Annotated in this window: 19 protein-coding genes; 6 read left to right on the forward strand and 13 right to left on the reverse strand. The window is 47.4% G+C overall.

The window, feature by feature from the left end:
- Positions 1-113: 113 nt before the first annotated feature.
- Genes ACX9NY_RS18705 through ACX9NY_RS18715 form a run of 3 tightly spaced genes read right to left on the reverse strand, consistent with a single transcriptional unit; the run spans position 114 to position 4,281 of the window.
- On the reverse strand, positions 114-1,493 hold the full coding sequence (locus tag ACX9NY_RS18705; RefSeq protein WP_472474331.1) for an ANL family adenylate-forming protein: 1,380 nt from the start codon (positions 1,491-1,493) through the stop codon (positions 114-116).
- Entirely contained in the window at positions 1,487-2,905 is a 1,419-nt protein-coding gene (locus ACX9NY_RS18710) for a cysteine peptidase family C39 domain-containing protein (protein WP_472474333.1), read from the reverse strand. Before ACX9NY_RS18710 ends, ACX9NY_RS18705 begins: the two co-directional genes overlap by 7 nt.
- Positions 2,902-4,281 carry an alpha/beta hydrolase-fold protein gene (locus ACX9NY_RS18715; protein WP_472474335.1) on the reverse strand — a complete coding sequence of 460 codons (1,380 nt, stop codon included), beginning with the start codon at positions 4,279-4,281 and terminating at the stop codon, positions 2,902-2,904. Before ACX9NY_RS18715 ends, ACX9NY_RS18710 begins: the two co-directional genes overlap by 4 nt.
- 446 nt (positions 4,282-4,727) lie before the next feature.
- Between ACX9NY_RS18715 and ACX9NY_RS18720 the strand changes: the two genes are divergently transcribed.
- Positions 4,728-6,884, forward strand: a complete 2,157-nt coding sequence (locus tag ACX9NY_RS18720; protein ID WP_339259033.1) for an alpha-amylase family glycosyl hydrolase — start codon at positions 4,728-4,730, stop codon at positions 6,882-6,884.
- Between the two features lie 188 nt (positions 6,885-7,072).
- Here ACX9NY_RS18720 and ACX9NY_RS18725 read toward each other — a convergent pair whose 3' ends face one another.
- The 4 genes from ACX9NY_RS18725 to ACX9NY_RS18740 form a co-directional block, all read right to left on the reverse strand.
- Positions 7,073-8,359, reverse strand: coding sequence for an MFS transporter (locus ACX9NY_RS18725; RefSeq protein WP_472474337.1), 1,287 nt, complete (start codon positions 8,357-8,359; stop codon positions 7,073-7,075).
- 148 nt (positions 8,360-8,507) lie between these two features.
- On the reverse strand, positions 8,508-9,344 hold the full coding sequence (locus ACX9NY_RS18730) for a sugar ABC transporter permease (protein WP_091015889.1): 837 nt from the start codon (positions 9,342-9,344) through the stop codon (positions 8,508-8,510).
- Positions 9,341-10,696 carry a sugar ABC transporter permease gene (locus ACX9NY_RS18735; RefSeq protein WP_339239848.1) on the reverse strand — a complete coding sequence of 452 codons (1,356 nt, stop codon included), beginning with the start codon at positions 10,694-10,696 and terminating at the stop codon, positions 9,341-9,343. The genes ACX9NY_RS18730 and ACX9NY_RS18735 overlap by 4 nt, the downstream gene beginning before the upstream one ends.
- 138 nt (positions 10,697-10,834) lie before the next feature.
- Positions 10,835-12,121 carry a sugar ABC transporter substrate-binding protein gene (locus tag ACX9NY_RS18740; protein WP_472474340.1) on the reverse strand — a complete coding sequence of 429 codons (1,287 nt, stop codon included), beginning with the start codon at positions 12,119-12,121 and terminating at the stop codon, positions 10,835-10,837.
- 445 nt (positions 12,122-12,566) lie between these two features.
- Between ACX9NY_RS18740 and ACX9NY_RS18745 the strand changes: the two genes are divergently transcribed.
- Complete coding sequence (locus ACX9NY_RS18745; RefSeq protein ID WP_472474342.1) at positions 12,567-13,601, forward strand: LacI family DNA-binding transcriptional regulator; 1,035 nt, start codon at positions 12,567-12,569, stop codon at positions 13,599-13,601.
- Between the two features lie 167 nt (positions 13,602-13,768).
- Here the strand turns inward: ACX9NY_RS18745 and ACX9NY_RS18750 are convergent, their stop codons facing one another.
- Complete coding sequence (locus ACX9NY_RS18750; protein ID WP_472474344.1) at positions 13,769-14,527, reverse strand: SDR family oxidoreductase; 759 nt, start codon at positions 14,525-14,527, stop codon at positions 13,769-13,771.
- 192 nt (positions 14,528-14,719) lie between these two features.
- Here ACX9NY_RS18750 and ACX9NY_RS18755 point away from each other — a divergent pair, with 192 nt between their 5' ends.
- Together ACX9NY_RS18755 and ACX9NY_RS18760 are read left to right on the forward strand one after the other, a co-directional pair.
- Positions 14,720-15,319: a TetR/AcrR family transcriptional regulator gene (locus ACX9NY_RS18755; RefSeq protein ID WP_339239843.1), complete on the forward strand. Its 600-nt coding sequence runs from the start codon at positions 14,720-14,722 to the stop codon at positions 15,317-15,319.
- Positions 15,320-15,460: 141 nt separating this feature from the next.
- Complete coding sequence (locus tag ACX9NY_RS18760; RefSeq protein WP_472474346.1) at positions 15,461-15,988, forward strand: hypothetical protein; 528 nt, start codon at positions 15,461-15,463, stop codon at positions 15,986-15,988.
- Positions 15,989-16,109: 121 nt separating this feature from the next.
- Here ACX9NY_RS18760 and ACX9NY_RS18765 read toward each other — a convergent pair whose 3' ends face one another.
- From ACX9NY_RS18765 to ACX9NY_RS18785, 5 genes are all read right to left on the reverse strand, one after another.
- Entirely contained in the window at positions 16,110-17,249 is a 1,140-nt protein-coding gene (locus tag ACX9NY_RS18765) for a toxic anion resistance protein (protein WP_017690481.1), read from the reverse strand.
- A gap of 19 nt (positions 17,250-17,268) precedes the next feature.
- Complete coding sequence (locus ACX9NY_RS18770; RefSeq protein WP_339239839.1) at positions 17,269-18,957, reverse strand: vWA domain-containing protein; 1,689 nt, start codon at positions 18,955-18,957, stop codon at positions 17,269-17,271.
- A gap of 12 nt (positions 18,958-18,969) precedes the next feature.
- Positions 18,970-19,701 (reverse strand): hypothetical protein, encoded by a 732-nt coding sequence (locus tag ACX9NY_RS18775; RefSeq protein ID WP_342573271.1) that lies wholly within the window; start codon positions 19,699-19,701, stop codon positions 18,970-18,972.
- Positions 19,702-20,418: 717 nt separating this feature from the next.
- Positions 20,419-20,985 carry a Uma2 family endonuclease gene (locus tag ACX9NY_RS18780; RefSeq protein WP_339239834.1) on the reverse strand — a complete coding sequence of 189 codons (567 nt, stop codon included), beginning with the start codon at positions 20,983-20,985 and terminating at the stop codon, positions 20,419-20,421.
- 83 nt (positions 20,986-21,068) lie between these two features.
- Positions 21,069-23,390, reverse strand: a complete 2,322-nt coding sequence (locus ACX9NY_RS18785) for a beta-L-arabinofuranosidase domain-containing protein (protein ID WP_339239832.1) — start codon at positions 23,388-23,390, stop codon at positions 21,069-21,071.
- A 201-nt stretch (positions 23,391-23,591) separates the two neighbouring features.
- On the opposite strand from ACX9NY_RS18785, the gene ACX9NY_RS18790 reads away from it, so the two are divergent.
- Together ACX9NY_RS18790 and ACX9NY_RS18795 are read left to right on the forward strand one after the other, a co-directional pair.
- On the forward strand, positions 23,592-24,356 hold the full coding sequence (locus tag ACX9NY_RS18790) for a helix-turn-helix transcriptional regulator (RefSeq protein WP_339259021.1): 765 nt from the start codon (positions 23,592-23,594) through the stop codon (positions 24,354-24,356).
- Between the two features lie 129 nt (positions 24,357-24,485).
- Positions 24,486-24,998: a GNAT family N-acetyltransferase gene (locus tag ACX9NY_RS18795; protein ID WP_472474349.1), complete on the forward strand. Its 513-nt coding sequence runs from the start codon at positions 24,486-24,488 to the stop codon at positions 24,996-24,998.
- The last annotated feature ends 27 nt before the right edge of the window (positions 24,999-25,025 follow it).

The raw sequence follows: 25,025 nt of genomic DNA on the forward strand, positions 1-25,025 counted from the left end.
ACGTTGCTGAGATTCGTTAAGTTTTACTTTTCTTGATCATCCCCTTAATACGACGTTTGAGATTCGTTAGCGGTAGCGATTCAATTGAGATAAATCTTATTGATGGCAGCGACCTATTTCCCAGCCGAGGCGACTGGCACCAAAGGAGCCGGTTTACGAATTTTCTTCATTCTCGAACTTACGAGTTCTCCCTGTGTAATTACGATTTTCTGCGGAATCTTATAAGAAGGCAGCTTGTCCCGGCAATATTCCCAGATGGACCGCCGCAGATCGGTTAGAGTACATTCTGTAGCCAGCCGGATAGTCACCTTCACTCTCTGACCCGTGATACCACTCGGTTCTCCCGAAACTACCGCCGCTTCAATACATTCCATCTCTTCCAGCACACCCTCAACCTCGGCAGGATATACCTTCCGTCCCCCTATGTTAATAATCTCCGAACGGCGACCCAAAATGCGAATGTACCCCTGCTCCAATACGGCTTCATCTCCGGTACGCAGCCATCCATCCTCCGTAAAAGGTGATGGTGCATTCAGATATCCGATCATCGCTGTTGCTGTACGAATCTGTAATTCTCCTTCCACCACCCGGTACTTGACCTCTTCATCTTGAATGCAGAACAGTAGAGAACCTGGTTCTTTGGAACGGGTTGGCAGAATACCAAGTTCAGACATACCATAGGCCTGTATCGTCCTGATCTGTGGAAATCTCCGATTCCAGGCTGCCAGTACGGACTCAGGCATCACTTCCGATCCGTATGATACAACCTCGAGACTGGACAGGTCATACCCTTCATCGTTTCTGCCCAACAGCAACAGATTCATGAATGTTGGGGAGACGGGCAGCGCCTGCACACGAAACTTCTCAATCGTCCGGCACACTTCTTCGGGAGATCGATCCGCAATGATACACAGACATCCCCCACTGGACAGGGACTGCAGCATGGTATTCACACCGCCGATATGATCAAACATCATGAATGGAATCGTTCGCAAGGGCCGAACCCGCCGGCGAAAACGATATAACAGCCGATCTGCACGATGCACAGTCGCTTTACTCACTCCGGTCGATCCGGATGAAAAGAGTACCAGGCCTCCTACACCCTCCTGTGCCAGCGTAGATAACAACACAGGTATCTCTCCAGAAGTTTCACACGTTTGCCGAATGCACAGCTTGCCATCTTCAACGCCCAATCGCCATTTCACCTGTGCCAGTTCAATATATTCCTGTCGTTTGGCTTCAACCAGGTACCGATCCATGGGGAGCAGGATACAACCTTGCCCGAGCAAAGCAACCAATGCTGCCGCTGCATATGGGGAATAGTCTTCCTCCAGCGTTACAAGTTGCCCCGTTAGCCCTTCTGCTATAATCCACTCACTCATGACGCCAACCTGTTCCAGCAGCCACTGATAGCTGTACTCCTGATCCTTCCAGATCAGTGCAGGATGCTGTCCCTGTTCCTCGAATCGTTCAAGCAAGAATTGGTTTAACATTTTGCTTCCTCCTCACCGGCAGGCGAATATTGTTGTGCGAGATAATCAACAAGTGAGCCTACCGTCTGATAGGGACTTTCCGGCATGGAAGCAGCAGCTATCTCCGCCAGAGCAGCTCCCATTCCCGTACCCCAACGATCTTCGATTCCCTGCTCCACCACAGCAAGCAATGACACGAGTTCCAGCGAATCCAGTTGTCCATTTCGTCCGTATAGCGGAGCGTTACCGCCCTCACCAAGCGGAATCGATGTATTATGGTATGCATTTAACTCCCGGCAACTATCCAGCACGATACGAAGCAAAGCCTCCCTGTGTTCTTGTTCAATCATTGGCAGGGTCTGACGTTGAAAGCAATCTGCCTGAGGCATGGACTGTCGAAGCGACTCATACCAGTGCCACTCATCCGTGATCAACATTTTAATAACACCTGTAAGCTGTACTTTCCAGTGCTCGCGGTTCTTCATCCGGCTGACCTGCAGCATATTGTATGCCTTCTCCCACCGTACAATGATGTCGCTGAATTTTCTTGCATATTGATCAAGTGGTGAACCTAGCCATAAGGCAGACTCCTGAAGAAGATCTCGAAGAAAATACCGGCTCCATCGCATATCGAACAGCAGACCCGAAATTAACATTTCATTGGCTTGATCTCCTTCTTTCGTCCCATGTAACGTATCCATGAGCTGCAGAGACACCGCATGTCCAAAATAATAATTCCTCTCTCCTTGTGTAATCGTCCGGCCTGTCAGAAATTCTTCAATCTGCGTTGTTATCGCTTGGTTCAACATGTCTCGGTACCCGGCAGAGTCAAGCTGCACAGTTGCCCGAATGTCCATGGTGCCAAACGTTCGGAGTTTCTCTTTGCGCTTCGCCTGAGCAAGCTCGGGTATGCATTGGTTCCCTTTCCAGAAATTATGAAAGGCTCTTTGAGCAACCTTCCCCTTGTACTTGGAGGGCACTGGATCATAGACGTGAACATGCTCATCTTCCAGACCATACACGGCAATCCAATGGTCTACCAGATGCAGTCGGGAGCCTTGCTTCACGTGTTTGCGAATGTATTCCGGATTCTGATAATCCTCACAATAAGGCAGATGATAACTGGTTCCTGTAGCCAAAAAAAGCCCACCATCGTTGATATGCTGCCTGATCTGCGCCTTGCCTTCCTCGAAGCTGTCCAGCTCCCGCTGACCATACATCTCCCAGATCGGCTCAACATAATCCAGTTTGTGAAAATAAGGCTTCACCAGTCCGTTATCCCCGCACGATGGAAGGCTGTACAACCGGCTTGCCGCCAGCAGTGCAAGACTTGTAATGGATCCTTGCTGATGGAGCACTTCATGAATCAGAGGGAAATTGCAGGGATAATAATAGGGAATGTCCAGCACTGGAGCGAATGAAGGAATGATCATTTTGGGCCTCCTGTTCCCGTTTTGGCTGAAGTACTGCCCCAGGATTGGATTAAATAATGTACAGACATATCATCTGTCGCTCGAAATACACGATTGACAACAGGTTTGCCATCCACATAGGTCTCGAAGCAGCGGAAACCCCGAGTAAACCGGAAGGAGAATCCACTATCACGCGGAACTCGGTAACAACCTTCATATCGACCTATACCGGAACGGACAAGCTTCATGCCCATCCCACCATAGATCGTTTCCTGCGTCCCTTCCTCTGAGGCTACCTCTGCATGAATGCAGACCTCCACATGAGTGGACAATTCAGGAACCACAGTATAGATGCGTGTAGCAGACAGTCCCCCCATAGTCAGCGTGATGGATGCACTTCCAATACCGACAGGCACCAGTTCTCCATTCGAACGAACCTGGATTACATCCGGGTCACTTGAAGTATAATTTCCATGCAGCAGACTCCGAACCCATCCGCTCTCGTAGTGCATTAGTGCATTGATACACACGGTCATTCCACCCTGTAGTCCGATGACATCCCTGCCAAGCAGTTGAAGCGAGGTGGGTTTACCTACGTGGCCGAACATGTATAGTAACGGGAGATGAACGCGTGCTCCCCAGTCACCTTCCTGATGACAGGCATCCGGCTGTTCCAGAAATGCCAATTCCTCATCCGATCTGACTCCGCGTTCAAGTAATTGATGAGCTACCCTTCTGACCTGGGAAGGCAGAAACAGGCCTTCCGTGTCTCCAATATCTATCCACATCCGAACGTCGGGTACCTCTTCTGGCAAGCGATACATGTTTTCTTCCAACAGCCCGCTTTCCGATGTTTCGTCCAGCTGCACATCCACATAGAATGGCGACATCATGATCAGTTTTCCGAAAACATCCGAATTTCGCATCCCCATGTGCAATGTACAAAGTGCCGCAGCAGATGAACCCAACAGCCCGGTATTCTCCTTGTCCGGCAACGTCCGGTACCGATGATCAATGAGCGGCTTGAGTTCATGAATGATAAAATGCTCATAGGTGATGCCTGAGCACCCCACACTCACGGCCTCTCTCTCCGGAGCGATGAAGTGATAGAATTCGTTGTGCGTGACTGGACGGACATGCGTAATGCCGACAATAATCAGTGATTCAATCTGCCCAGAAGAAATAAGACCGTCTGCTGCCTGATCGATATTCCATGTTTCATTGCCTGGCCCGGACGGACCAAAAGCCCGCTGCCCTGCATGAACGTACAGAACCGGATAACGCCGAGCTGTATGCTCATGGTAACCGGGCGGGAGATACACATAAATGTTGCGGATATTGCCCAGCCGTGACGCCTGAATGCCTTCCAAACATTCGATGACAGAATGGGTACTCAACGATCATCAACCGCCTCTCTTCTCCCGATTCGACTGCATAATACAAATAACCCCGCCTCAGAAGAGACGGGGTTGTCCCATAACACACGTGCGTGTCCCGGGATACATAGCCCTTATATTGTGAATCTGCGAATAGTTTAATGCGCGAACGTGCTTTTGTAAACATAAAAATAGAAAATAAATGCTCTCAAAAAAGTTATTGACATAAGATCCAATATTTCTTACGATAACGTTGTGATCATAACTCGAGGGCCATGCTTTTAAACCAGAGCGGTTTAGGACAACCCCGGTAACTCCCGAAGGAGATGCCGGGGTTGTTGGCGTGTCAAAAGGAGGGAAGTCTTCAATCCACTGCGTATCATTCCATTGTATTGAAAGCGCTATTATTCAAAAGCCAGGTTGGTTGTTTATCTAAACTATTACATTCACGAGAAGGGTGGATTACTATGTTTCAAATGGCCAAACGCGTACTCCTCAGCACAACACTGACACTCAGTTTACTTGCAGGAGGCGCACTTCCCTATCTGCCTGCTTCCGCGATCTATGCCGATGCGGATACCGCAGTTACCAACAAGCAGAACTTCAGTACAGACGTCATCTATCAGATCTTTACGGACCGCTTCCTGGACGGCAATCCTTCCAACAATCCCACTGGAGCTGCCTACGATGCCACTTGCAGCAACCTGAAGTTGTATTGCGGAGGCGACTGGCAAGGCCTGATCAACAAAATCAACGATAACTATTTCAGCGATCTGGGCGTTACCGCATTGTGGATCTCCCAGCCGGTTGAGAATATCTTCGCCACGATCAACTATGGCGGCGTAATCAACACAGCATATCATGGCTACTGGGCACGTGATTTCAAGAAGACCAATCCGTATTTCGGAACGATGGCTGACTTTCAGAATCTGATTACGACCGCTCACGCCAAAGGCATCAAGATCGTCATTGACTTTGCACCGAACCATACGTCTCCTGCCATGGAAACCGATACGTCCTTTGCTGAGAATGGCAAGTTGTACGATAACGGTAATCTGGTTGGCGGATACACAAATGATACGAATGGCTATTTCCATCACAACGGCGGCTCCGATTTTTCCTCCCTGGAGAATGGTATCTACAAAAACCTCTATGACCTCGCAGACCTGAATCACAATAACAGTACTATTGACCAATATTTCAAAGATGCAATCAAGCTATGGCTTGATATGGGCGTGGACGGCATTCGTGTTGATGCGGTGAAACATATGCCTCTCGGCTGGCAAAAGAGCTGGATGTCCTCCATCTATGCACATAAACCTGTATTCACCTTCGGTGAATGGTTCCTGGGATCTGCTGCATCCGATGCGGATAACACGGAATTTGCCAATGAATCCGGGATGAGTCTGCTTGATTTCCGCTTTAACTCTGCCGTACGTAACGTCTTCCGGGATAACACATCCAACATGTATGCTCTCGATTCGATGATTACAGGCACAGCGGCAGATTATAATCAGGTAAATGATCAAGTTACGTTTATCGACAACCATGATATGGATCGCTTCAAAACAAGTGCCGTCAATAACCGTCGTCTGGAACAGGCGCTGGCCTTCACGCTGACTTCACGCGGCGTACCTGCCATCTATTATGGTACCGAACAGTATCTGACAGGTAACGGGGACCCTGACAATCGGGCCAAAATGCCTTCTTTCTCCAAAACAACAACGGCCTTCAACGTCATCAGCAAGCTGGCCCCTCTTCGCAAATCCAATCCGGCTATTGCCTACGGCTCCACGCAGCAACGCTGGATCAATAATGATGTGTATATCTATGAACGCAAATTCGGCAAAAGTGTAGCTGTTGTTGCCGTGAACCGTAATCTCTCCACACCAGCGAGCATTGCGAATCTAAGCACTTCACTGCCAACAGGCAACTACACCGATGTACTGGGCGGCGCACTGAACGGTAATAACATCACTTCCACCAATGGTACCGTCTCTTCATTCACGCTTGCTGCCGGGGCAACCGCGGTCTGGCAGTATACAACAAGCGAAACAACACCAACGATTGGACATGTAGGTCCGGTGATGGGCAAACCAGGTAATGTTGTTACCATTAGTGGACGTGGATTTGGCTCCACCAAAGGTACCGTATACTTCGGTACAACAGCCGTTACCGGTGCAGCCATTACATCCTGGGAAGATACACAGATCAAAGTGACGATCCCGGCTGTTGCCGCAGGCAATTATGCTGTGAAAGTAGCTGCGAATGGCGTCAACAGCAATGCCTATAACAACTTCACCATCCTTACAGGTGATCAGGTCACTGTACGATTCGTCATTAACAACGCTTCCACCACACTGGGTCAGAACATCTATCTGACAGGTAATGTGGCAGAACTGGGCAACTGGAGTACGGGCACAACAGCTATTGGGCCTGCATTCAATCAGGTTATCCACGCCTACCCAACTTGGTACTATGATGTGAGCGTTCCTGCCGGTAAACAACTGGAGTTCAAATTCTTCAAGAAAAATGGGGCAACCATTACGTGGGAAGGTGGTTCCAACCACACATTTACTACACCAGCCAGCGGTACAGCGACTGTAAATGTAAACTGGCAATAGAATATTCTGTCCACAAGTTAACCCGGAGTAGTTACGCTAACGCAGCGTGTGCTCCGGGTTTTGTTCTGTTTTGTTTTGCTTAGCCAGAATGCTTAGGTTCTTCATAAACTGCAAGATTACCTCTATCCCACTCTCTGTTGATGTGTACATGTGGTTCAATCCATATCATGGATACTCCCTAATACATTTTATTGATAAATTCGGATCGACTTCAAGGTTGTAGCGGCCAGAATACCTGTCGCCAGCAGCAGTATGCCCACGCCTTGCAGTACAGAAGCTGCCCCCCACTGATCTGCCAATACGGAGACAACCGTCAATCCCAGAATAGGCGCTGTACTGGTGATTGTTCCAACGACACCATAGACCCTTCCTTGCAGCTCGTCCGGTACGGCTGTCCTCAGCATAATTTGGGTGAGCATCGTACAGCAGGCGAACATCGCTCCTCCGCCCACGATTAACGGCAACGCCATGATTGGTGAGGATACATTCGCCAAAAAAATATAGAGTGGGCCTAAAACAATCAGACCGATAAATACCCATCTCCCTCTTCGCTTCAATCGTTTTCCCGAAGCAATCAGCAGTGCAGAGCCCATCATATATCCAAGTGGAATACAGGTCTCAATTAATCCAAACTGTACCGGATTCGCCTCCCATACCTTAACTGCCATCACTTGAACCAGCATCATGGCTGACATGAAAAACAAGATTAGCACCGGATTAAGCAGTACAATGGATCGAATTAGACGATTCCGATAAATGTAGCTGAACGAACTGCGCCATTCCTGAACAAACGTGGCCTGCTGACTAATGGATCGCTGTACTTCAGGAAAACGGCTCGCCATCAGCACACAGACTGCGGACAACAGAAAGGTTGCCCCTGTAATTAATATGGCGACGAACCCTCCAAATGCAGCCACAGCAACGCCCGCTGCGGCCAGACCGCTGATTCGGGCAAGATTATCCACCATATGAATGGTTCCGGTTGCTTGTTGAATATGCTCCCTGCCTACCATACTTGCTACTGAGGCGTGGAATGCAGGTGCCTGAAACAGACTTGAAAACATGGAGAGTGAGAGCAACAGCAGTACCACCGCGAACGGCGCATGCCAACCGAATAAGCTAATCGCAATCAGCACAGCCATTACGCCGCGGAATACATCCGAGGCCAGCATCAGCTTCCTGCGATCCAATCGGTCTGCAACCGTACCCGCCACCGATCCGAATAAAAAACTGACGGCCATATTGCAGATCTGTACGGCCGCCATGCTCTTCGCACTCCCTGTGGTCTGTAACACCCACAGACTGATCGCAATCCCATTAAAGCAATCCCCGAATACGGAGATACCATAGCCGTACAATATCCTCCGAAAGGTAACATTACGCCAAAGCGTTCGCGGAGTCTTGGCATTTTGCAATGCAGCTTGTCCTCCTTGATATCCCATAACCTCGGGCTCACTGGACGGGTTTATGCCCATACATCACGTTCCTCCCTAATCATGATTCAAGCCCATATAGAACCAGGCACTTCCGCAGCAATGGCTGTCGACAAAGACAGGACATTACGGAAGTGCCTGGTTGAAGTGCCGCATTTACCGCGGCTGACTATGCTGTTATGGCACGGCATTACCCTTTGGAAGCACCTGCTGTCAGCCCTTGAACAAGGAATCGCTGGAGGAATACAAACAGCAGGGTAATTGGAATGGCGATCAGTACCGCCCCCGCAGCAAACATCGTAAAGTTACTGTCCTGATACCGGTTGACCAGATCCCACATCCCCACCGCCAGCGTCCAGTTTTCCTTCGTCCGCAGCACCAGCCGGGCGAAGATAAAGTCCATCCACGCACCGGTAAAACTGGTTAGTGCCACATAGGTTAGCATCGGCTTGGATAAGGGCAGGATGATGCTGGTAAATACCCGCAGGTGACTGGCACCATCCATGCGAGCAGCTTCGTCCAGACTGCGAGGAATCGTATCAAAGAAACCTTTGACGATAAATCCACCCAGTACTGCTCCGGATGAATAGACCAGGATGAGAGCAGCGTGGGTGTCGAGCAATTTAACTTGCAGCAAAATGATATAGATCGCAATCATGCTCATAAAGCTTGGGAACATGCCAAGAATCAGCATGGTGGAGAGAATGGTTTTACGTCCACGGAAGCGGAAGCGGGACAGTGCGTACATCCCGAGTGTCACCATCAACGTGGAGAAGATCATCGTGAAAAAGGCAATTTTCAGCGTATTCATATACCATCTTCCGTACATAAAAGACGGGTTATTGAATAACTCACCGTAATGAGTCAGCGTGAATGCTTCGGGCCACAACCGTTCACTGAACAATGCCGCACCCGGTCTCAGGGAAGAGAGAAAGATCCAGAGTACCGGGTAGATGGAGACAATAGCGATAATCACCAATAACACATAACTCAGAGCCAGTCGTAGCGGATTATTACGTGTCTTCATTGAATCATGTCCTCCTCCTTGAATGATTTGGAGCGGCGGAAGTTCCAGATGGAGAATGAAGCGATGATAAGGAAGATAATAATCCCTACCGCTGAAGCCATATTGAACTTGTTATTGTCGAGCGTGAGCTTGTAGAGCCAGGTTACCAAGAGGTCCGTCGCCCCCGCGTACTGATAATCTCCGCGTAGCGGATTTCCGTTCGTCAGCAGGAAGATGACATTGAAGTTGTTGAAGTTTCCGGCGAACTGCATGATGAGTACCGGAGTTGTAGCAAAAAGAATGAATGGCATCGTAATAATTCGGAATTTCTGAAATGCGGATGCTCCATCCACTTCGGCAGCCTCGTAGAGATCGCGAGGGATGGCCGTCAATACACCCAGAATGAGCACCATACTGACGGGAATACCGATCCACATGTTGACAACAATGACGGTGACTTTCGCCCAGAACGGATCTGTCAGCCAAGGTAATCCCTCCAGCCCAAACGCTCGCATGTACGTATTGATTGGTCCAAACTGGCCATTGAACAGATTACGCATGAGCAGCAAAGAAATGATCTGCGGGATCGCATAAGGCAAAATAAAAATCGTGCGCCATAGCTTCTTGAAGCGTATGCCCCGCTGTTCTATCAACAGTGCCACAAGCACACCGCCAAAATAGGTGGTGACTGTCGCCAGAATGGCCCAGATGACCGTCCAGGTCAGTACGCCATAGAAGGTCTGGCTCCAGGATTTCAACTGAATCAGATCACTGAACGTCTTGAAGCCAACCCAGTCCACGAGTTTGGCTGGCGGAATATGATCCGGGGCTGAGTAGTTGGTAAATGCAATCGTGATCGTAAACAGAATCGGCATAACGGTGAAAAACAGAATGCCCAGTGCCGGAATGGACAGAAACAGGTAGGGAAAGTTTTTGTCCATCATGTTTCGAAGCGAAGCCCCTGCACCCAGGGTCTTCTTCCCTTCTTCCCTGGCGACTCCCGTGACGTATGCATCCCGAATATTCAGGATGTAGATCAGAATAAACACAAAAAACACCAGTAGTACGATAATGCCATCCAACAGTAAAAAGATGGAATGGTCTCCCCTTTGAAGTACGGTGGACCCATTCACTTTGACAAAACGCTGTGTATTTTCCCCCAGTGTCCATATGCCCCATACAGCCTGTGACAGACGAGGAAGCAGGTACGCAAGCCCTGCTCCCTCCAGTAACAACAGACAAATTCCCTTAATCCACTGTCGATTGTACAGCTGTCCAAGACCTTGCAGTATGATGGAACATATAGCCGCTGTCATCCGGTGTTGTCTTTCCCTGTTCGGTCCAACGGGCACCGGGACATGCTGCTGCTGCATTTGCTCTCTCCTCCCCGCCTATTGCTAACGTGTATACATTGAACAAAGTGTGCTTACACTGTACCTCTCCGTTGTTGTATAAATATGAAGTTCAATCTATACAATTCTTATGCATATCTTCTGATTCGTCGTTCGTCCCTATTGGACGGTAGCAAGGCTTTCCTGGATCTGTTTCACGGCATTGTCCAGCGATGCCTTCACGTCCTTATCGGTATCCCATATATCCGTAATCGCAGACGTGATTGGTCCCCATACGCTGTCCATGGCAGGAAGGGAAGGCATTGGTGTAGAGTTGTTGAACTGTTCCAAGAACGCCTTATTGATTGGGTCCTCCTGCACCTTCGAATCAGCAGCCACGTTTTTGTTCGCAGGGAGTGTACCGTTTAGATCAAAGTTCTCCATCTGAGCCTCTTCATTGGAAAGGAACGCTGCCAAAAGCTTCGATGCATTCGGGTATTGTGTAAATGCATTTACATAATAGGCTTTAACACCTGAGAAGGAGGTCATCGGTTTGCCATCAATTGCCGGAAGCGGAGCAACGCCAAAATCAATACCGGCATTGCGATAATCGGCAATGGTCCACGGACCGTTAATATCCATAGCCAGCTTGCCGCTGGAGAATAATCCTTTTTTGATATCATAGTTCACGTCACCCATCTTGAGCGGCAGTACTTCCGACTTCAGCTTCTGCAAGAACTGTCCACCCTTCAGGGCTCCTTCGTTATTCAGACCGAGATCCGCGCTATCCATCCCGTTGTCCCCAAAAATATAACCGCCCTGTGAAGCCAGGAATGCATAGTTATAGTAAAATTGCTGCAATTCCCACATCAGCGCATATTGATTGGATTTCACGTTATTGAACGTCTTGGCGAAGCTGATAATCTCATCAAAGTTTTTCGGAGCTTCTGGATACAATGCTTTGTTGTAAAAGAGAGCATACGTCTCCACGCTGTACGGATAGCCGTACAGGATATCCTTGAACGTTACCGCCTTCAGGGCGTTGTCGCTGGTGTTCTCTGCGGTCTCTGCTTCGAATATGTCATTGGGCAGAATAAGTCCCGCCTCTGAAGCGCTACCAATCTTATCATGTGGGAAAACGACAACATCTGCCGCGAGACCCGCCGGGCCATCCGTCGTTAGTTTGGTGACCTGATCGGTTGGAGGTAGCTCCTCCATTTTGACCGTTACCCCGTACTTCTCTTCGAATTTTTTGGCTCTTTGCTCAATAAAACTGCTTTGATTTTTGTCCTCCCAGATCACCAGGGTTGCCCCTTCTTCCGGTTGAAGATTCTCGGCTGTCAGCTCTACCACTTCCTCCGGATTTTCACCTGCCGTAGTTGGAGATGGACTTCCGCCTCTAGCCCCGCATGCAGCCAGTGTGAAAGCCATCATGACGGACAATGTTGCCCCTTGCCATTTTCTCATGTAAAATGTCCCCTTCCCTCTGCTTGGTCCAACAATGTTCGCGCTTTTCACCCTTTTGTCTGCGTATGTTGTCAGGTTTTGCATTCCATGTTCACTTTTGTACAAACGTTTGCTCAAATGGAAGACAAGATGACTCCTTCGTTCAATATGTAGGGGGAAATAAGTCAAGAAGTATGTAAATTCATAGATGTAAGCGCTACAATAACAATCACATCATACAATACCTAACTTTCTTTGCACAAACGTTTGCACAAGCCATATTTGCTCAATTTCAACCAATTTACCTCTTCTACCTACAGTAATTTCCTATTTCCTTGTTCAGACTCTTTCTTCCTTTATTTTACTTCCTGTGCAACTCATATGTGGCAGTTAGCAATTGATTTATCGTATCCTTTGGATTACCATAGGAGAATATTTATACGATTGTTCAGAAGGGATTTTTTACATGATTACGATCAAGGATATTGCCAAATTGGCGGGTGTTTCCCCTTCTACAGTGTCACGAGTGATTTCCAACCATCCCAGAATCAGCACCAAGACGTCTCTCAAAGTGAAGCAAATCATGAAAGAATTAAACTACCATCCCAACATCATGGCAAAGAGCCTGGTTTCCAAAACGACCCATACCCTTGGCATTATGCTTCCGCGTCCTGCTGAAGAGTTGTTTCAGAATTACTTTTTCGGGGAACTGCTGCGGGGTATTATTACACATGCCACCCGTATGAATTATGAATTGCTGCTAACTACTGAAACTTCATCAGACAATGAACTGCACGCGATCTCCCGTCTTGTTCATGGTCGCAGAGTGGATGGCATTCTGTTGCTTGGGTCCAAACGAGACGATCCCATCATCACATTTTTGGAAGCGGAAAAGTTTCCTTTTGTGTTAATCGGTCGTAGCGAAGCTCATCCTAATGCCCCCATGGTGGATAACGATAATGTACAGACTGCTTATGATGCGACACATCATCTGATCGCCCAAGGGCATACGCGAATCGGATTTGTCAGCGGCCCACCGGACATTACGTTATCGCATGATCGCATGCTAGGATACCAAAAAGCGCTTGCCCAAGCCGGGCTGGATGCCGATAGTGACTGGATTGTGGAAGGTGAATTTCTACAGGAAAGTGGATTCAGGGCGATGTCGCTGTTCATGTCCTTGCCGAACAGACCCACCGCAATCGTTGTCATTGATGACAATGTGGCCTTCGGGGTACTGAGAGCTCTTGCTGAGCTTCATTATCTGGTGCCTGAGGATATCAGCGTGGTCAGTTTTAACAATATTGCTTTATCGGAGCTGGCTTCACCACCCTTAAGCTCTATAGACATTGGAACCTATCAGCTGGGCTATACAGCCGTTCAGGTCTTGTTGAAAATTCTAAGCGGGGAACCACAGCCTCATAATCCGGTCATTATTCCCCATCGTCTGATCGTGCGTGAATCCTCACTCTTTTCCAAACCAAAACCACCGTCAAATTGATTCATTTCAAGCATCCGTGTAGAAATGCAAACGTTTGTCCTATACAGGATATGGCGCTGTGATCCACCGTTCTCGGAGTAACACAAAAAAGAAGCCGCATATGGTTATGCGGCTTCCTGACTGTTCGCACTATTTCGGTACTCCATGCTCGACTGCGCTTGAATGGATTAATAGGAACTCCAACCTGCATCAGCTGTAACGACGGTTCCGTTCACGAAGCTGGACTCGTCCGACCCAAGGAACAAGGCCACCTTGGCGATCTCTTCACTCGTCCCGATGCGTGGGTTGATTGCCATGCCCAGCTGTTGCCGTCCTGCACCGTATGGGCTAATGTCGGCCATGGATGCGCTGATGTTGGTTGCCACGGCACCTGGGGCGATCGCATTACAACGAATGCCTTGCTCAGCATACATATACCCTGTATTTTTGGTGAAGCCCACGACCGCATGTTTGGAGGCCGTATAGGCTGCTCCTGCACGTCCGCCGTGCAATCCACCTGCCGAAGCAATGTTCACGATGACGCCTTTTTGTTTTTCTAGGAAGATAGGTAATACCTTACGCGTTGTCCGCATCACACTGGTTGTGTTCACAGCGAACAATCTCTCCCACTTCTCATCCGTTATATCCGCTGCAGGCTCCATGCCATCCATAATGCCCGCATTGTTAATCAGAATATCTACTGTACCGTATGTGCTCACCGTTGTATCAATCAGATTCTGCACATCTTCTTCTTTGGCTACATTGGCCAGAACCACAATCGCCTCCCCGCCCTGTGCCTTAATATCATTCACAACCGCCTGTGCGGGTTCCTCGTTAATATCCGATACGACTACTTTTGCACCCTCTTGGGCGTATAACGTCGCGATCGCTTTCCCCATACCTGAACCAGCACCTGTAACAACTGCCACTTTATCTTGAAGTTTCATTCCATGTATCCTCCTTTGTGTATTCGTTTACAATAAGTTAACAAACAAATGTTCATTAACTCTTATCCTTAGTATAATAAGTCATAGCAATTCACTTCAATCAGTAAAAGCTTGTCCAGTTGTACGTTAAACAACACTACTAAGCCCAAATGTACTTTAATTAATAAAGTGAACTCGCGAGGAGGAAAATAGATGTCTGAAACTCCAAATTCGATGGACCGAAGAATCAAGAAATCCAAAGCTGCGCTGAAGGATGCTCTCATCCATCTAATGCAAAAACATCCCTTTAAAGAAATATCCATTACGGATATTGTCGAGCGCGCCGACCTGAATCGAGGTACTTTCTACAGGCATTATCAGTACAAAGAAGACCTGTTCAACGAAATCATCGATGATGTGATTCAGGATCTGGTGACTTCTTTTCGCAAACCCTATCAAGGGTTGAAAGAGTTCGAGGTAGGTCTGATGCCCTCTTCGGCCATCACCATATTTGAACATGTGCACCAGCATGCACAATTCTACACACTGGTTGTACAGTCCGAGGCTTCGTCCAACTTTCAACGCATGATCTGTGATGTTCTTCGCGATCTCTCCTTACAGGATCTGAACCATATCTTCCCGCAGCACATTAACCATGAACTGTTGGCAAGTTACCAGTCTCATGCGATATTCGGCATGATCATGGAGTGGATCAGGCAGGATTTCAAGCACAGCCCCGCCTACATGGCCGAGGAGTTATTCAAGATCATTCATTACAGACCTGACAATGTCGTGTTAAAAGATGATTATTGAGGGGGATTTTGAAAAAAAGCGGCAACTCTATTTTTATGTAAATGTATTCCTGTAATTTCTGATAATGATATGTTAGGTTATCCAGTGGAATACAACCAAAGGAGGATGACAATACATTTGAAGAAGTCGTGGATTATATCATTGATTACCAGTTTTGTTTTGCTTGGAGGAGTTCTTTTCTCTCCAGCCGCTTCTGCTGATGCAGCCAAAGTAGCAACCTCTACATATTCAGATTCAGATTCAGATTCAGATAAGAGTTATGAAGAATTTAAAGAATACACTACTCAATTATTTGCTCTTGAAACTTATGAGGCCAAAGCGTTTACCGCTCTGGAAAGCATCGACACTCAGGTAACTTCAACGAACCGCAAGTCCATGTATCTTAAACTTACGAATACAGTGATCCCCAATTATACGAAATTGGTATCCAGGGCAAAACAAATCAAGCCTGCCAACCCGCAAATTAAGAAAATTCACGCCACATTTATCAAAGCAAGCTACACTCAGCTCGAAGGGTACCTGTTGTACCAAAAAGCAGTCTCCAAGAACAAAGTGAATTACACATTACTGAAACAGGGAAATGCAAAAGTAAACACCGCTGCTGTTCTAATGGACCAGTGTGAACAACAGTTATATGCTTATGCGAGAAGTTTAGGATATGACAGTTAGTAACTAATTATAGAAAACCAAAAAGCGACCATTCCCCATGCTTAATGAGGAACGATCGCTTTTTCTAATTATACAAATGATAGCCAGCGAACAAGTGACATTGTATTTCTTTCTCTTCTGTTTACAGCCCTAGCTTCTGCCCCTTCTCCAAACGCTGAATCTGTTGCTCTCCAGTATCTGCAAGCTCACGGAACTGGTTAATCGTTTCACGCATTCTTGGCAAGGCTTCCTGCTTATACAGACTGATTGAATCGAGTGCTGACAACACATCGGTGAACGCCTGTTTCATCGTATCCACGGAAATGCTGGCTTCATATGCCTGCTTCTGAATGGCAATCCCCTGATCCTTGAGCATTTTGGATGTACCGGCAATCAAATCATTGGTTGTCTGGTTCAGCAATTCAATCTTCTGCAATACAATCTTCTGATTATACAAAGCACTCGCTACCGTAACGGCAATTTTCAGTGCTGAGATCGTTACATTCTTGGCCCGGTCTACCCCTCGAATTAGCTCCTTGTTGTTACGGATGACCACTTCAATCGCCATGATACCCTGCTGGTTCACGACTAGCATTTGTTGCAGGTCCATGACCCGCTGACGGAGTGGGAACAACACTTCCTCTGTAATAAAGCGGACTTTCTCTGGGTCCTCATTGCGGACCTTGGCTGCTTCAATCTGCGCGTCGATGGACTCATCCATGAGCACGCCAAGCTGAATCTCCTTTTGCAGTCGTTTGGTGAGTTCTCTCAGGTTCTGTTGTTCGATCTCCAGGGTTGTATTATCGTTACGCAGGGTGGATCTGCCTTTATCCAAAGAGGTTACGATGTCAGCGATGACTGCGTCAGCCTTCTGGTATTTCAGGAAATAGGCGCGAAGCGGATTGAACAATTTCCCAAGGAAACCGGTCTTGGCAAAGTCGACCACGCTCGGGTCGAGATCCTTCAGTTGCATATGCAGCTCGGTCAAACCTTTGGCGACCTGACCGCCTTCGTCTCCCGTCTTGGACAGATGTCCAACGGAGACTTGAAGCAAGGCGTTTTTCTCGGAAGAGGATCTCATCGTGTTCATGCCAAAGCCGTCAATGGATTGCAGAATCTCTTTGCGCTTCTCCAGGGATTCGAGATCCAGTGTCATGATCATCTCTACGTTGGCATTCGCCACTTGTTGAAGCTCCGCGACCTCGGCGGGCACGGGTTTCACCTCTTCTTCAATCACCTTCTGAATTTCCTTCTGGCTCGGTATTTCCATTGAAAATGACATCTAAGTTCCCCCTTTAAATTTACATCTGTACGTTAAACAGGTTCCCGATCTTGTACACGACATCGTCGGTATCGGCATTGATGCTTGCCGCTTCGTTAATGCTGGAGATGCTCTCCAGAGCCTTAATGTCCGCGTTGTACCCAATCGTATAGATCGGCACTTGGTACGTCTCGACCAGATCCCGGATATCCTTCAGGGTATGACCTTCATTGGTCTCGCCATCACTCAGGACAAAGATTAACGGCTTCACGTTTGGATTAGCAACCATGTAATCTTCCAACATCTTCATCGCTACCACGATCCCGTCAAACGTCGCCGTCCCTCCGCCAGCTTGCAGACTATCCACTGTTCCGACAAACATGGACTGTTGGTTCGTATCATACTTGGCAATGGGCAGATTCACGGTTACCCCACTGGAGTATGAAACCAAGCCAATACTGTTGTCTGTACCCAGGTACTTCTGACCTTTGCGCAGGGACTCCTTCAGTCGGTTAAGCGGTTCGCCGTCCATGCTTCCGGATACATCCGTCACGAACACAGCGGCAATCGGTTTGCTACCGTTTTTCTTTTCTTTCCATACTTTCTGTGCAGACAACAACGTGCCGCCATCCACGGTGGCCAGTTCGGATTTGTAATCCTGCAACCCGTTGAAACCAAACTCTTCCGCTGATTGTTGATACTTCGCCTGAGTTACAAATTCCGCAAACTTTTGGATAATCTCCTGTTTGTTCTTCGGCAATTGTCCCAGTGCATACAGCGGGCTGTCATGTCTCACGCCAAAAGGTGTAAAGACGTAACCACTCTTCAGATCGGCGGTATTCACATATGTCTGGTATTCGAGTACAAAGGCATCCAGTCTGCCTGACTTGGCCGCTTCCCGCATCTGAATGGTTGTCGAGGCTGTAAACGGTACATTCGTCTGGAATTTCTCAAATCCCTCAATAGCTTTCTCGCCCAGTGGATTGGCGCTATCATACGTATTCAGTGCAGTCACCAGGAAGTTCAGTCCTGTGGAGCTGGCAAATGGATCGGTATATCCCATCGCGAGTTCATTATTGGCAATCGCTTCGGTTACGGTTTTTACATTCACAGAGCCATAGGTATCAACCAGTGCATCATACTTGGCTTTGGAAATGACAATACCAGGGACATTCCCAACCAATCGCTTGGAAACCATCTCTGTTTTCACCCCACTGGCCTCAACCATCTCGCCCCACAGTTCATTGGAAGGCGTGAATGCATCAGGTATATACTTGCCCGACTTGATATAATCGGTAGCCGTTCCGGAGGCAATGTTGCGGATTTTGACGGATACCTGTTTCCCGCCAACGGTAATTTTTGCTTTGTTGAATTCCTCGCCCACTTCAGTTAACCAGCCATCTACCCCGCTGCCTGACTTCTCCGTGGAAGAGAATATTTCGACGTAATCATTCGTTGTATTCTCTACGGCAATTGCGAATTTCGAGATATCCGGCAGCGATTCCGCTACGTCGACCGGATCGAGATCAATCTGTCCTTTGACCGGTTCTGCCGTCGCTGGTGCAATGTTTGCGTACAGTTTGCCCAGTTCCTTACCTGCATTCTCTGTGCTCACCTGTGTGGTCGACTTGCCAAAGTTCGATGTTAATGTTATTCCTGCATAGACCAGACCAAATACGAGTACCAGCATTACAATCGATATGAAAAAAAACTTTCCCTTCTTGGCCATACGAGCAACCCCTCACTGTCTGTATAATTTGGTGTGCTTGATTAACTGATCAATCTCCTGCATACAAGGCATCTGTTCAATATCTCCTGCTTCAAAGCTGTCGAGGCGTGAAATCTCAAGTAACAACTGATCCAGCTTGAGCAAAATTTCCTCATTGGTGTGTAATGCATTCTTCACATAAGACAGATAATCGTTGTATACCTTGGTTTTTTCCTGAAAAAGTTTCTGGGGAAGGTTTGAGGATTTGGATTTCATCATGTTGGCATAGTCGGCTTCATCGAATACATTCAACCGATTCAGTACACTGCGGATATTCAGGTATAACAGCTTCTCCACTTCCATCGTGACTGATGCGAATTTTTTGTAGCTTAGTTCCCCCGGATCAAACCGCTGATGAAGCACATTCAGAAGTGTTTCTTTCTTCTTTTTCATCCGGCTAAGTTGAGACAGCCCCAGCGTAATATCTTCTTCGAGTACTTTGATGCGTCTATAAAAAGATAAAGCTTCCACATAATCTTCATGTGTTTCGATATGCTTCACGGGCAGAACCACCGGCTGTCTGAACAGCATGGTGTAACTGCCATATAAGAGTGCCATTGCACTGCCGAACAACAGGGTAACGGATAGCGAAGTTGTGAATGCACCCTCCCCGAAATTCAGCCCGATAAAGCCGGGTGAGAATGCCAGAACATTCACAGCAACAACAACGAGGATTAATCCCATGAATTGTATGTACTTAATCATGTTCAATCATCCGACCTCCTTTCATGTTATATATTGAAGCTATATGTCGTTATTTTCCTGTTCCACTTTTTCTATTGTACATGATGTTAACGCTCTCAGGTGGATAACATTGGATATTGGGATACTCATAATATACGTGGTTTGGGCTTATCCCATTTCATATTTTCAGGGACAACGTGGAACTCGGCAGGAAATGTTGTGGTCAATCCATACAAAGTGAGTTTTACAAGACAGCAGATTGTGGATAAGAAATGTTATCAGGTAATACGTGGAAAATGGCTATGCGTGTCATTTTTTATATAAGACTTGTCTGAAAATAAGCAATGTAAAACAGGGGTCACAAGAACACTCACACAACATGTTAGAACTACAAACACTACTGAAGCATAAAAAAAGACGAAACGGAGATCATCCAATTTCGCCTCTTATGCGTTGTTTCTTCGTTTAAGGTTGGGTTATCTATAGCTAACGAACTGAGGTAACGTTATTGGGTGCATGTCAGCTCATTTGAAAATGCAACGAACCTGAGACACGTTATATTCGTGTATTAGGTGTAAAAACGTTGTTTATCGCCTATTTCAGATGAAATAGCGTCGCTGAGATTCGTTACATTTTCCACTTTACCCATATTGCTCAATTAAGGCGTGTAGGGTTCGTTAGCATTAGAAAACGGCTACCTTATTGCTTCCTCTGTAGCGGACAGGTTGACGCTTCGCACTACCTTAGCTTGAACAACGAATCCAGCGGAATGTGCAATTCAGGATACAAGACAGATATCATCGTTTCCTGCTCAGTATACAGATGACGGGTCTGATAACTGCCATCCTCCAACGTGTACACATGGACGGTTTGATTCCCGGGGTCAACAATCCAGTATTCGTTCACGCCGTATTTCTGATACAAGTTAAATTTTTCGTTAAAATCCTTTAGCGCAGTCGAAGGCGATAACACCTCGATAATTAAAGAAGGTGCGCCGTGACAGCCATTCTTAGATATCTGGTCTTTGGAGCAAACCACCGATAAATCAGGCTGTACAACTTGATCTGGCAGGTCATATTGTTCATTTTCGCTAAAATACACATCAAAAGGGGCAACAAACACGAAACATTTCCGATTCTGAAAAAAAGTCCGCAAAGAGAAGTGCAGCTCACCCACAATAAACTGGTGCAATGAAGTGGGTGCTGGAGACATATTAAAAGCTTTGCCATTAATTAATTCCCATGCCCCCTCCCAAGTTAACCAATCCTGAAAGTTATACGTACCTTTATTATCGGGTTTTGCCACACTTCCAACCTCCTCTTCCCAACTAACCGTAATTTATTTTCATTATAACATTGTGTTTGCGCCTTTTCACACCATGCCTCTTATCATGCAAAGAGAGATTCGGGTTTGCTTCGCGTAGTGCGTACCTCGACAACTTTCCCGGCACAGCCATTGTCGCCCTCCGCCTGGAACATGACCTTAACGCTGTCTTTACCTGATGTAACGGACTCAGGAATATTATAGGTCACATAGAATACGTCGCCGATTTTGTTCATATGAATTCGCTGCTCTCCAATGCGTGTGCCATCCACGGTAATGGTGAATTGTCTCTCATACAACACACCTTCCCGTTCAAATGTGGAATAATCTCCACCCCAATAGGCCACACATAGATAATTGGTTGCGGCGCGATCCACCGCCAGTTGGTAGCTGAAGTAAGCCCCGCTGACACCAAAAGCCTCTCGCCACATATGCAATTTCTTACGTCCATCTGTGGTTGAACCGTTATAATGCTCACCACGGCAGTTGCTATCCAGTTGATGTCCTATCTCATCCTGTTGACCGTCCGCCTGAACCCTGTCGATCGTGATATCGTTCAACTCTTTTTCGAGCGCATCACCTTCATCGTTAAACGGCCAATACACGGTATAAAATTCATGGTGCACATCATAGAACGGAATCAGCTTCACGGGTTCTCCCGTGGAAGTGACATCCTTGTTAAGTTCAAATGTTAACGTGTCTGCATCTACGACCTTGATCCACTCTCGCACATCCTCCTGCTCCGTCCAGATCACAGGTACAGGTGCGGTCTTGGGATTCAATGCTGTTTCGTCCACAATTGTGTCCTCTGGAAGACCCTCGCTTCCCAGTGCACCGGCGAGCACAATCGGGCCGTACAGAAAGGCTACTTTGTGCGCATCATCCCGGGCAGTGTACTGGCGAAGCGACATCGGCAGGGTGATTGTGATGACATCGCCCGCAGACCATGTGCGGTCGATGGACAGATAGCCGGGTTCCATCCGTGTATACGGATGTTCCGTATCCCCGTTAACCGTTGCCGTCATTGGCTGTTGCAGCCATGAGGGCACGCGTAATCTTAGATGGGCCGAGGCGCTGCCTTCGGTGATCGTCAGGGTCACCTTTTCCGAATAAGGAAAGTCGGTTTCAAGCTTCAGGGATATTCCCTGAGCGATCCAGTCCAGCTGGGAAGCGATATACAGGTTGACGTAAAGGTCTTGCTCGTCTTCGAAATAGATCGCCTCGGCATATTTGCCCGGGTTCTCCATGCCTGATCCTGTGCAGCACCACCAGGCGGTATCGTGAGTTCCATAGATTTTGTAGTGCCCTTGCAGTGTTGAGGCAAAATACGTTTTGTTCCCCGTATCGGGGTCCTGCGTGCCGAGGATGTGATTATAGATGGCGTTTTCATAATAGTCCATGTAGGCGCTATCGTGATTCCAGGCGAAGAGTTGTTTGGTCAAATGCATCATGTTGTGGGTACAACAGCTCTCTCCTGTTTTGATGCCCAGACTCTCCATGCCCTTCGCTTCGTAATGCTCCGAAATGCTCGTCGCGCCAAATACGTAAGAACGATGATGCACTGTCGTGTTCCAGAAAAATTCTGCCGCTGTCTTATAACTCTCATGGCTATGGTCCTGATTGTAGATTTCGGCAGCACCGATCACTTTGGGAATCTGAGTATTGGCGTGTCTGCCTTGAAGATCGTCCTGCTTCTGCTCCAAAGGTCTCAGGATCAATTGATGGGTAAACTTATTGGCAATCTCAAGGTATAAGGCCTTGCCCGTGATCCCATACAAATGTGCAAATACTTCATTCATGCCCCCGTGTTCACTTAGAAGCATCGTCTGCATCTGTTCTTCTGTCATCGGGAGTAAACCTTCTACCGCCCAGTCTGCAAATCGAGTAACCACCTCAAGTGCCTGTCCGTTACCAGTGAGTTTATACGCATCAATCAGACCGCGATAGATTTTGTGCACACTGTACCAGGGAACCCAGTATTCACCGATATTGAATCCACCGATATTCTCTGCTCGAAAAGCCATGTGGAAAGGTTCTTCGGACAAACCACCGATATACCCGCTCCCCGTGGTCTCTTGGATTCTCGCCAGTTCGGTGACAGCATAATCCAGTCTTTCTTTTAACGTCATATTCCCGGTTGCCTGATACGTCACAGCCAGGGCAGACAGATAATGTCCAAGGGAATGTCCGCTGATGGTACGTGCCTCCCAACCCGCGTAGCGTTCTTTTCGAGCAGGTAAACCATGAGCCTCGAAGCATGGAGCCAGGAACCGATCCATATCCAGCGATAACAGGTAACGCTCTCCCACCTCTTGTGATGTTTGGAACACACCATGTAACAGCTCTACATGTTCCGGTCCCAGAAATCCTTTTTTCGTATCAATCATGACACTCACTCCTTCACGGTATGTACTAGACAGATATGCACTTGTATTTTCATTGATACATCCAGAGGGGTAAAATCCGTGTTCCGTTCCATATGTCCTATACTCAACAATCCACCCCACCGCTTGAATAACCCCATGTTATCAAATAAAATGTAATAACATCAGACTCATAATCCAAGAAAAGGTGGATAAATCCGTCCTATGCAAAAGCCACTGAAACATTACCTTTGCGGCAAGTTCATATCCGACGGCAACTGGAGCCACATGAGACGCAGCATGCCTGTTCACGAGATCATTTTGATGCTGGAAGGTGAGATGTACATCGCGGAGGACGACGAAAAGTACGTAGTTCGTGCCAACGATCTGTTGTTTCTGCGCGCGGGTCGCACCCACTATGGCTATCAGGTCAGTGACACACCCGTCAGCTTCTACTGGGTTCACTATGATGCCATCCAGCCAGAATTCAACCAATTCAGGACACATGCCACCATCCAGGTACCTTCCATGGCCAATCAGTTATTCAAGCAGCTGCTGCATGTGTCATCCTTCTCACCGGAGGAAGCCGACGCTGCACTACTATTGTTGTTCAGAGAACTGGAGCGTAATATAGAGGCCGATTATCGCCCGCACAATGCGATTGTGGACCATATCTGCAAGTGGGTCGATATTCATCTGCATACGAACATCACCGTGAGTCAGATTGCAGAGAATTTTAATTTTAACAAAGACTATATCTCCAAGATGGTGAAGCGCGAGAAAGGTACCGGGCTCAAAACCTATATCCTCACCGAACGTATTCGCCGGGCGAAACAACTGCTGCTCAATACCAATGCAAGTGTCAAAGAAATTGCCGGACAGTGCGGATTCTCCGATTACAAGCTGTTCCTGCGCATGTTCAAACAATACGAAGGCAATACGCCAACCGAATATCGCAATCATCTGTATTCCACACAGCTCAATCGCTAATATGCTTTGACCTATAGAAATGACTGTGTGAACTATAGAAAATTTGAATGAATCGGATGGAATCCGTTATGGTAAAATGCAAGAAAACTCTATATCATACTTAACCCATAAGAGAAGAGGAATTAAAAGATGACAACGGCTGCAGTTACTATTCATCCTGCCACAGAAGCAGACCATCCAGAGATCGTAGATATCCTTGTTGCAAGTTATGCCGAGTATCGGGAGACATTTGAGCAAAATGAACGTTGGGAGGCCTACTTAAAAGACATTAAAGAGTCTGTAGTTAATCCGTACCTGACACAATTGTGGGTCGCCAGGATTGATGACCAGATTGTCGGTACCGTGCAATTGTTCGAAACAGCGCATAAGGCCTATCCAAACTTTGAATTGCCCATCGATTATCCGTTTATTCGGCTGTTAGGTGTTGATCCAAAATGGAGAGGTCATGGGATCGCCAGAGCATTGCTCCAGCAATGTGTGGAATCTGCCAAAGAGATGGGTAAAAATACGGTGTATTTATATACGGGCGGTCAGATGGTGAATGCCATCCGTTTATATGAGCGTTTTGGTTTCTATGAGGATAAGGAATTCAGCTCCGAGAGTAGCGGGGGTAAGGCGATTTGCTACCGCTATGATTCCTAGTTTTGGGTAGTAGCTTAACGAACCGCG

The sequence above is a fragment of the Paenibacillus sp. CB74 genome (assembly GCF_055687625.1).

Coding starts and splice junctions, on each gene's coding strand:
- ACX9NY_RS18740 (WP_472474340.1), bottom strand. CDS start 12,121: ATGAGAAAATGGCAAGGGGCAACATTGTCCGTCATGATGGCTTTCACA.
- ACX9NY_RS18710 (WP_472474333.1), bottom strand. CDS start 2,905: ATGATCATTCCTTCATTCGCTCCAGTGCTGGACATTCCCTATTATTAT.
- ACX9NY_RS18720 (WP_339259033.1), top strand. CDS start 4,728: ATGTTTCAAATGGCCAAACGCGTACTCCTCAGCACAACACTGACACTC.
- ACX9NY_RS18750 (WP_472474344.1), bottom strand. CDS start 14,527: ATGAAACTTCAAGATAAAGTGGCAGTTGTTACAGGTGCTGGTTCAGGT.
- ACX9NY_RS18790 (WP_339259021.1), top strand. CDS start 23,592: ATGCAAAAGCCACTGAAACATTACCTTTGCGGCAAGTTCATATCCGAC.
- ACX9NY_RS18755 (WP_339239843.1), top strand. CDS start 14,720: ATGTCTGAAACTCCAAATTCGATGGACCGAAGAATCAAGAAATCCAAA.
- ACX9NY_RS18725 (WP_472474337.1), bottom strand. CDS start 8,359: ATGGGCATAAACCCGTCCAGTGAGCCCGAGGTTATGGGATATCAAGGA.
- ACX9NY_RS18785 (WP_339239832.1), bottom strand. CDS start 23,390: ATGATTGATACGAAAAAAGGATTTCTGGGACCGGAACATGTAGAGCTG.
- ACX9NY_RS18765 (WP_017690481.1), bottom strand. CDS start 17,249: ATGTCATTTTCAATGGAAATACCGAGCCAGAAGGAAATTCAGAAGGTG.
- ACX9NY_RS18730 (WP_091015889.1), bottom strand. CDS start 9,344: ATGAAGACACGTAATAATCCGCTACGACTGGCTCTGAGTTATGTGTTA.
- ACX9NY_RS18745 (WP_472474342.1), top strand. CDS start 12,567: ATGATTACGATCAAGGATATTGCCAAATTGGCGGGTGTTTCCCCTTCT.
- ACX9NY_RS18775 (WP_342573271.1), bottom strand. CDS start 19,701: ATGATTAAGTACATACAATTCATGGGATTAATCCTCGTTGTTGTTGCT.
- ACX9NY_RS18770 (WP_339239839.1), bottom strand. CDS start 18,957: ATGGCCAAGAAGGGAAAGTTTTTTTTCATATCGATTGTAATGCTGGTA.
- ACX9NY_RS18795 (WP_472474349.1), top strand. CDS start 24,486: ATGACAACGGCTGCAGTTACTATTCATCCTGCCACAGAAGCAGACCAT.
- ACX9NY_RS18735 (WP_339239848.1), bottom strand. CDS start 10,696: ATGCAGCAGCAGCATGTCCCGGTGCCCGTTGGACCGAACAGGGAAAGA.
- ACX9NY_RS18705 (WP_472474331.1), bottom strand. CDS start 1,493: ATGTTAAACCAATTCTTGCTTGAACGATTCGAGGAACAGGGACAGCAT.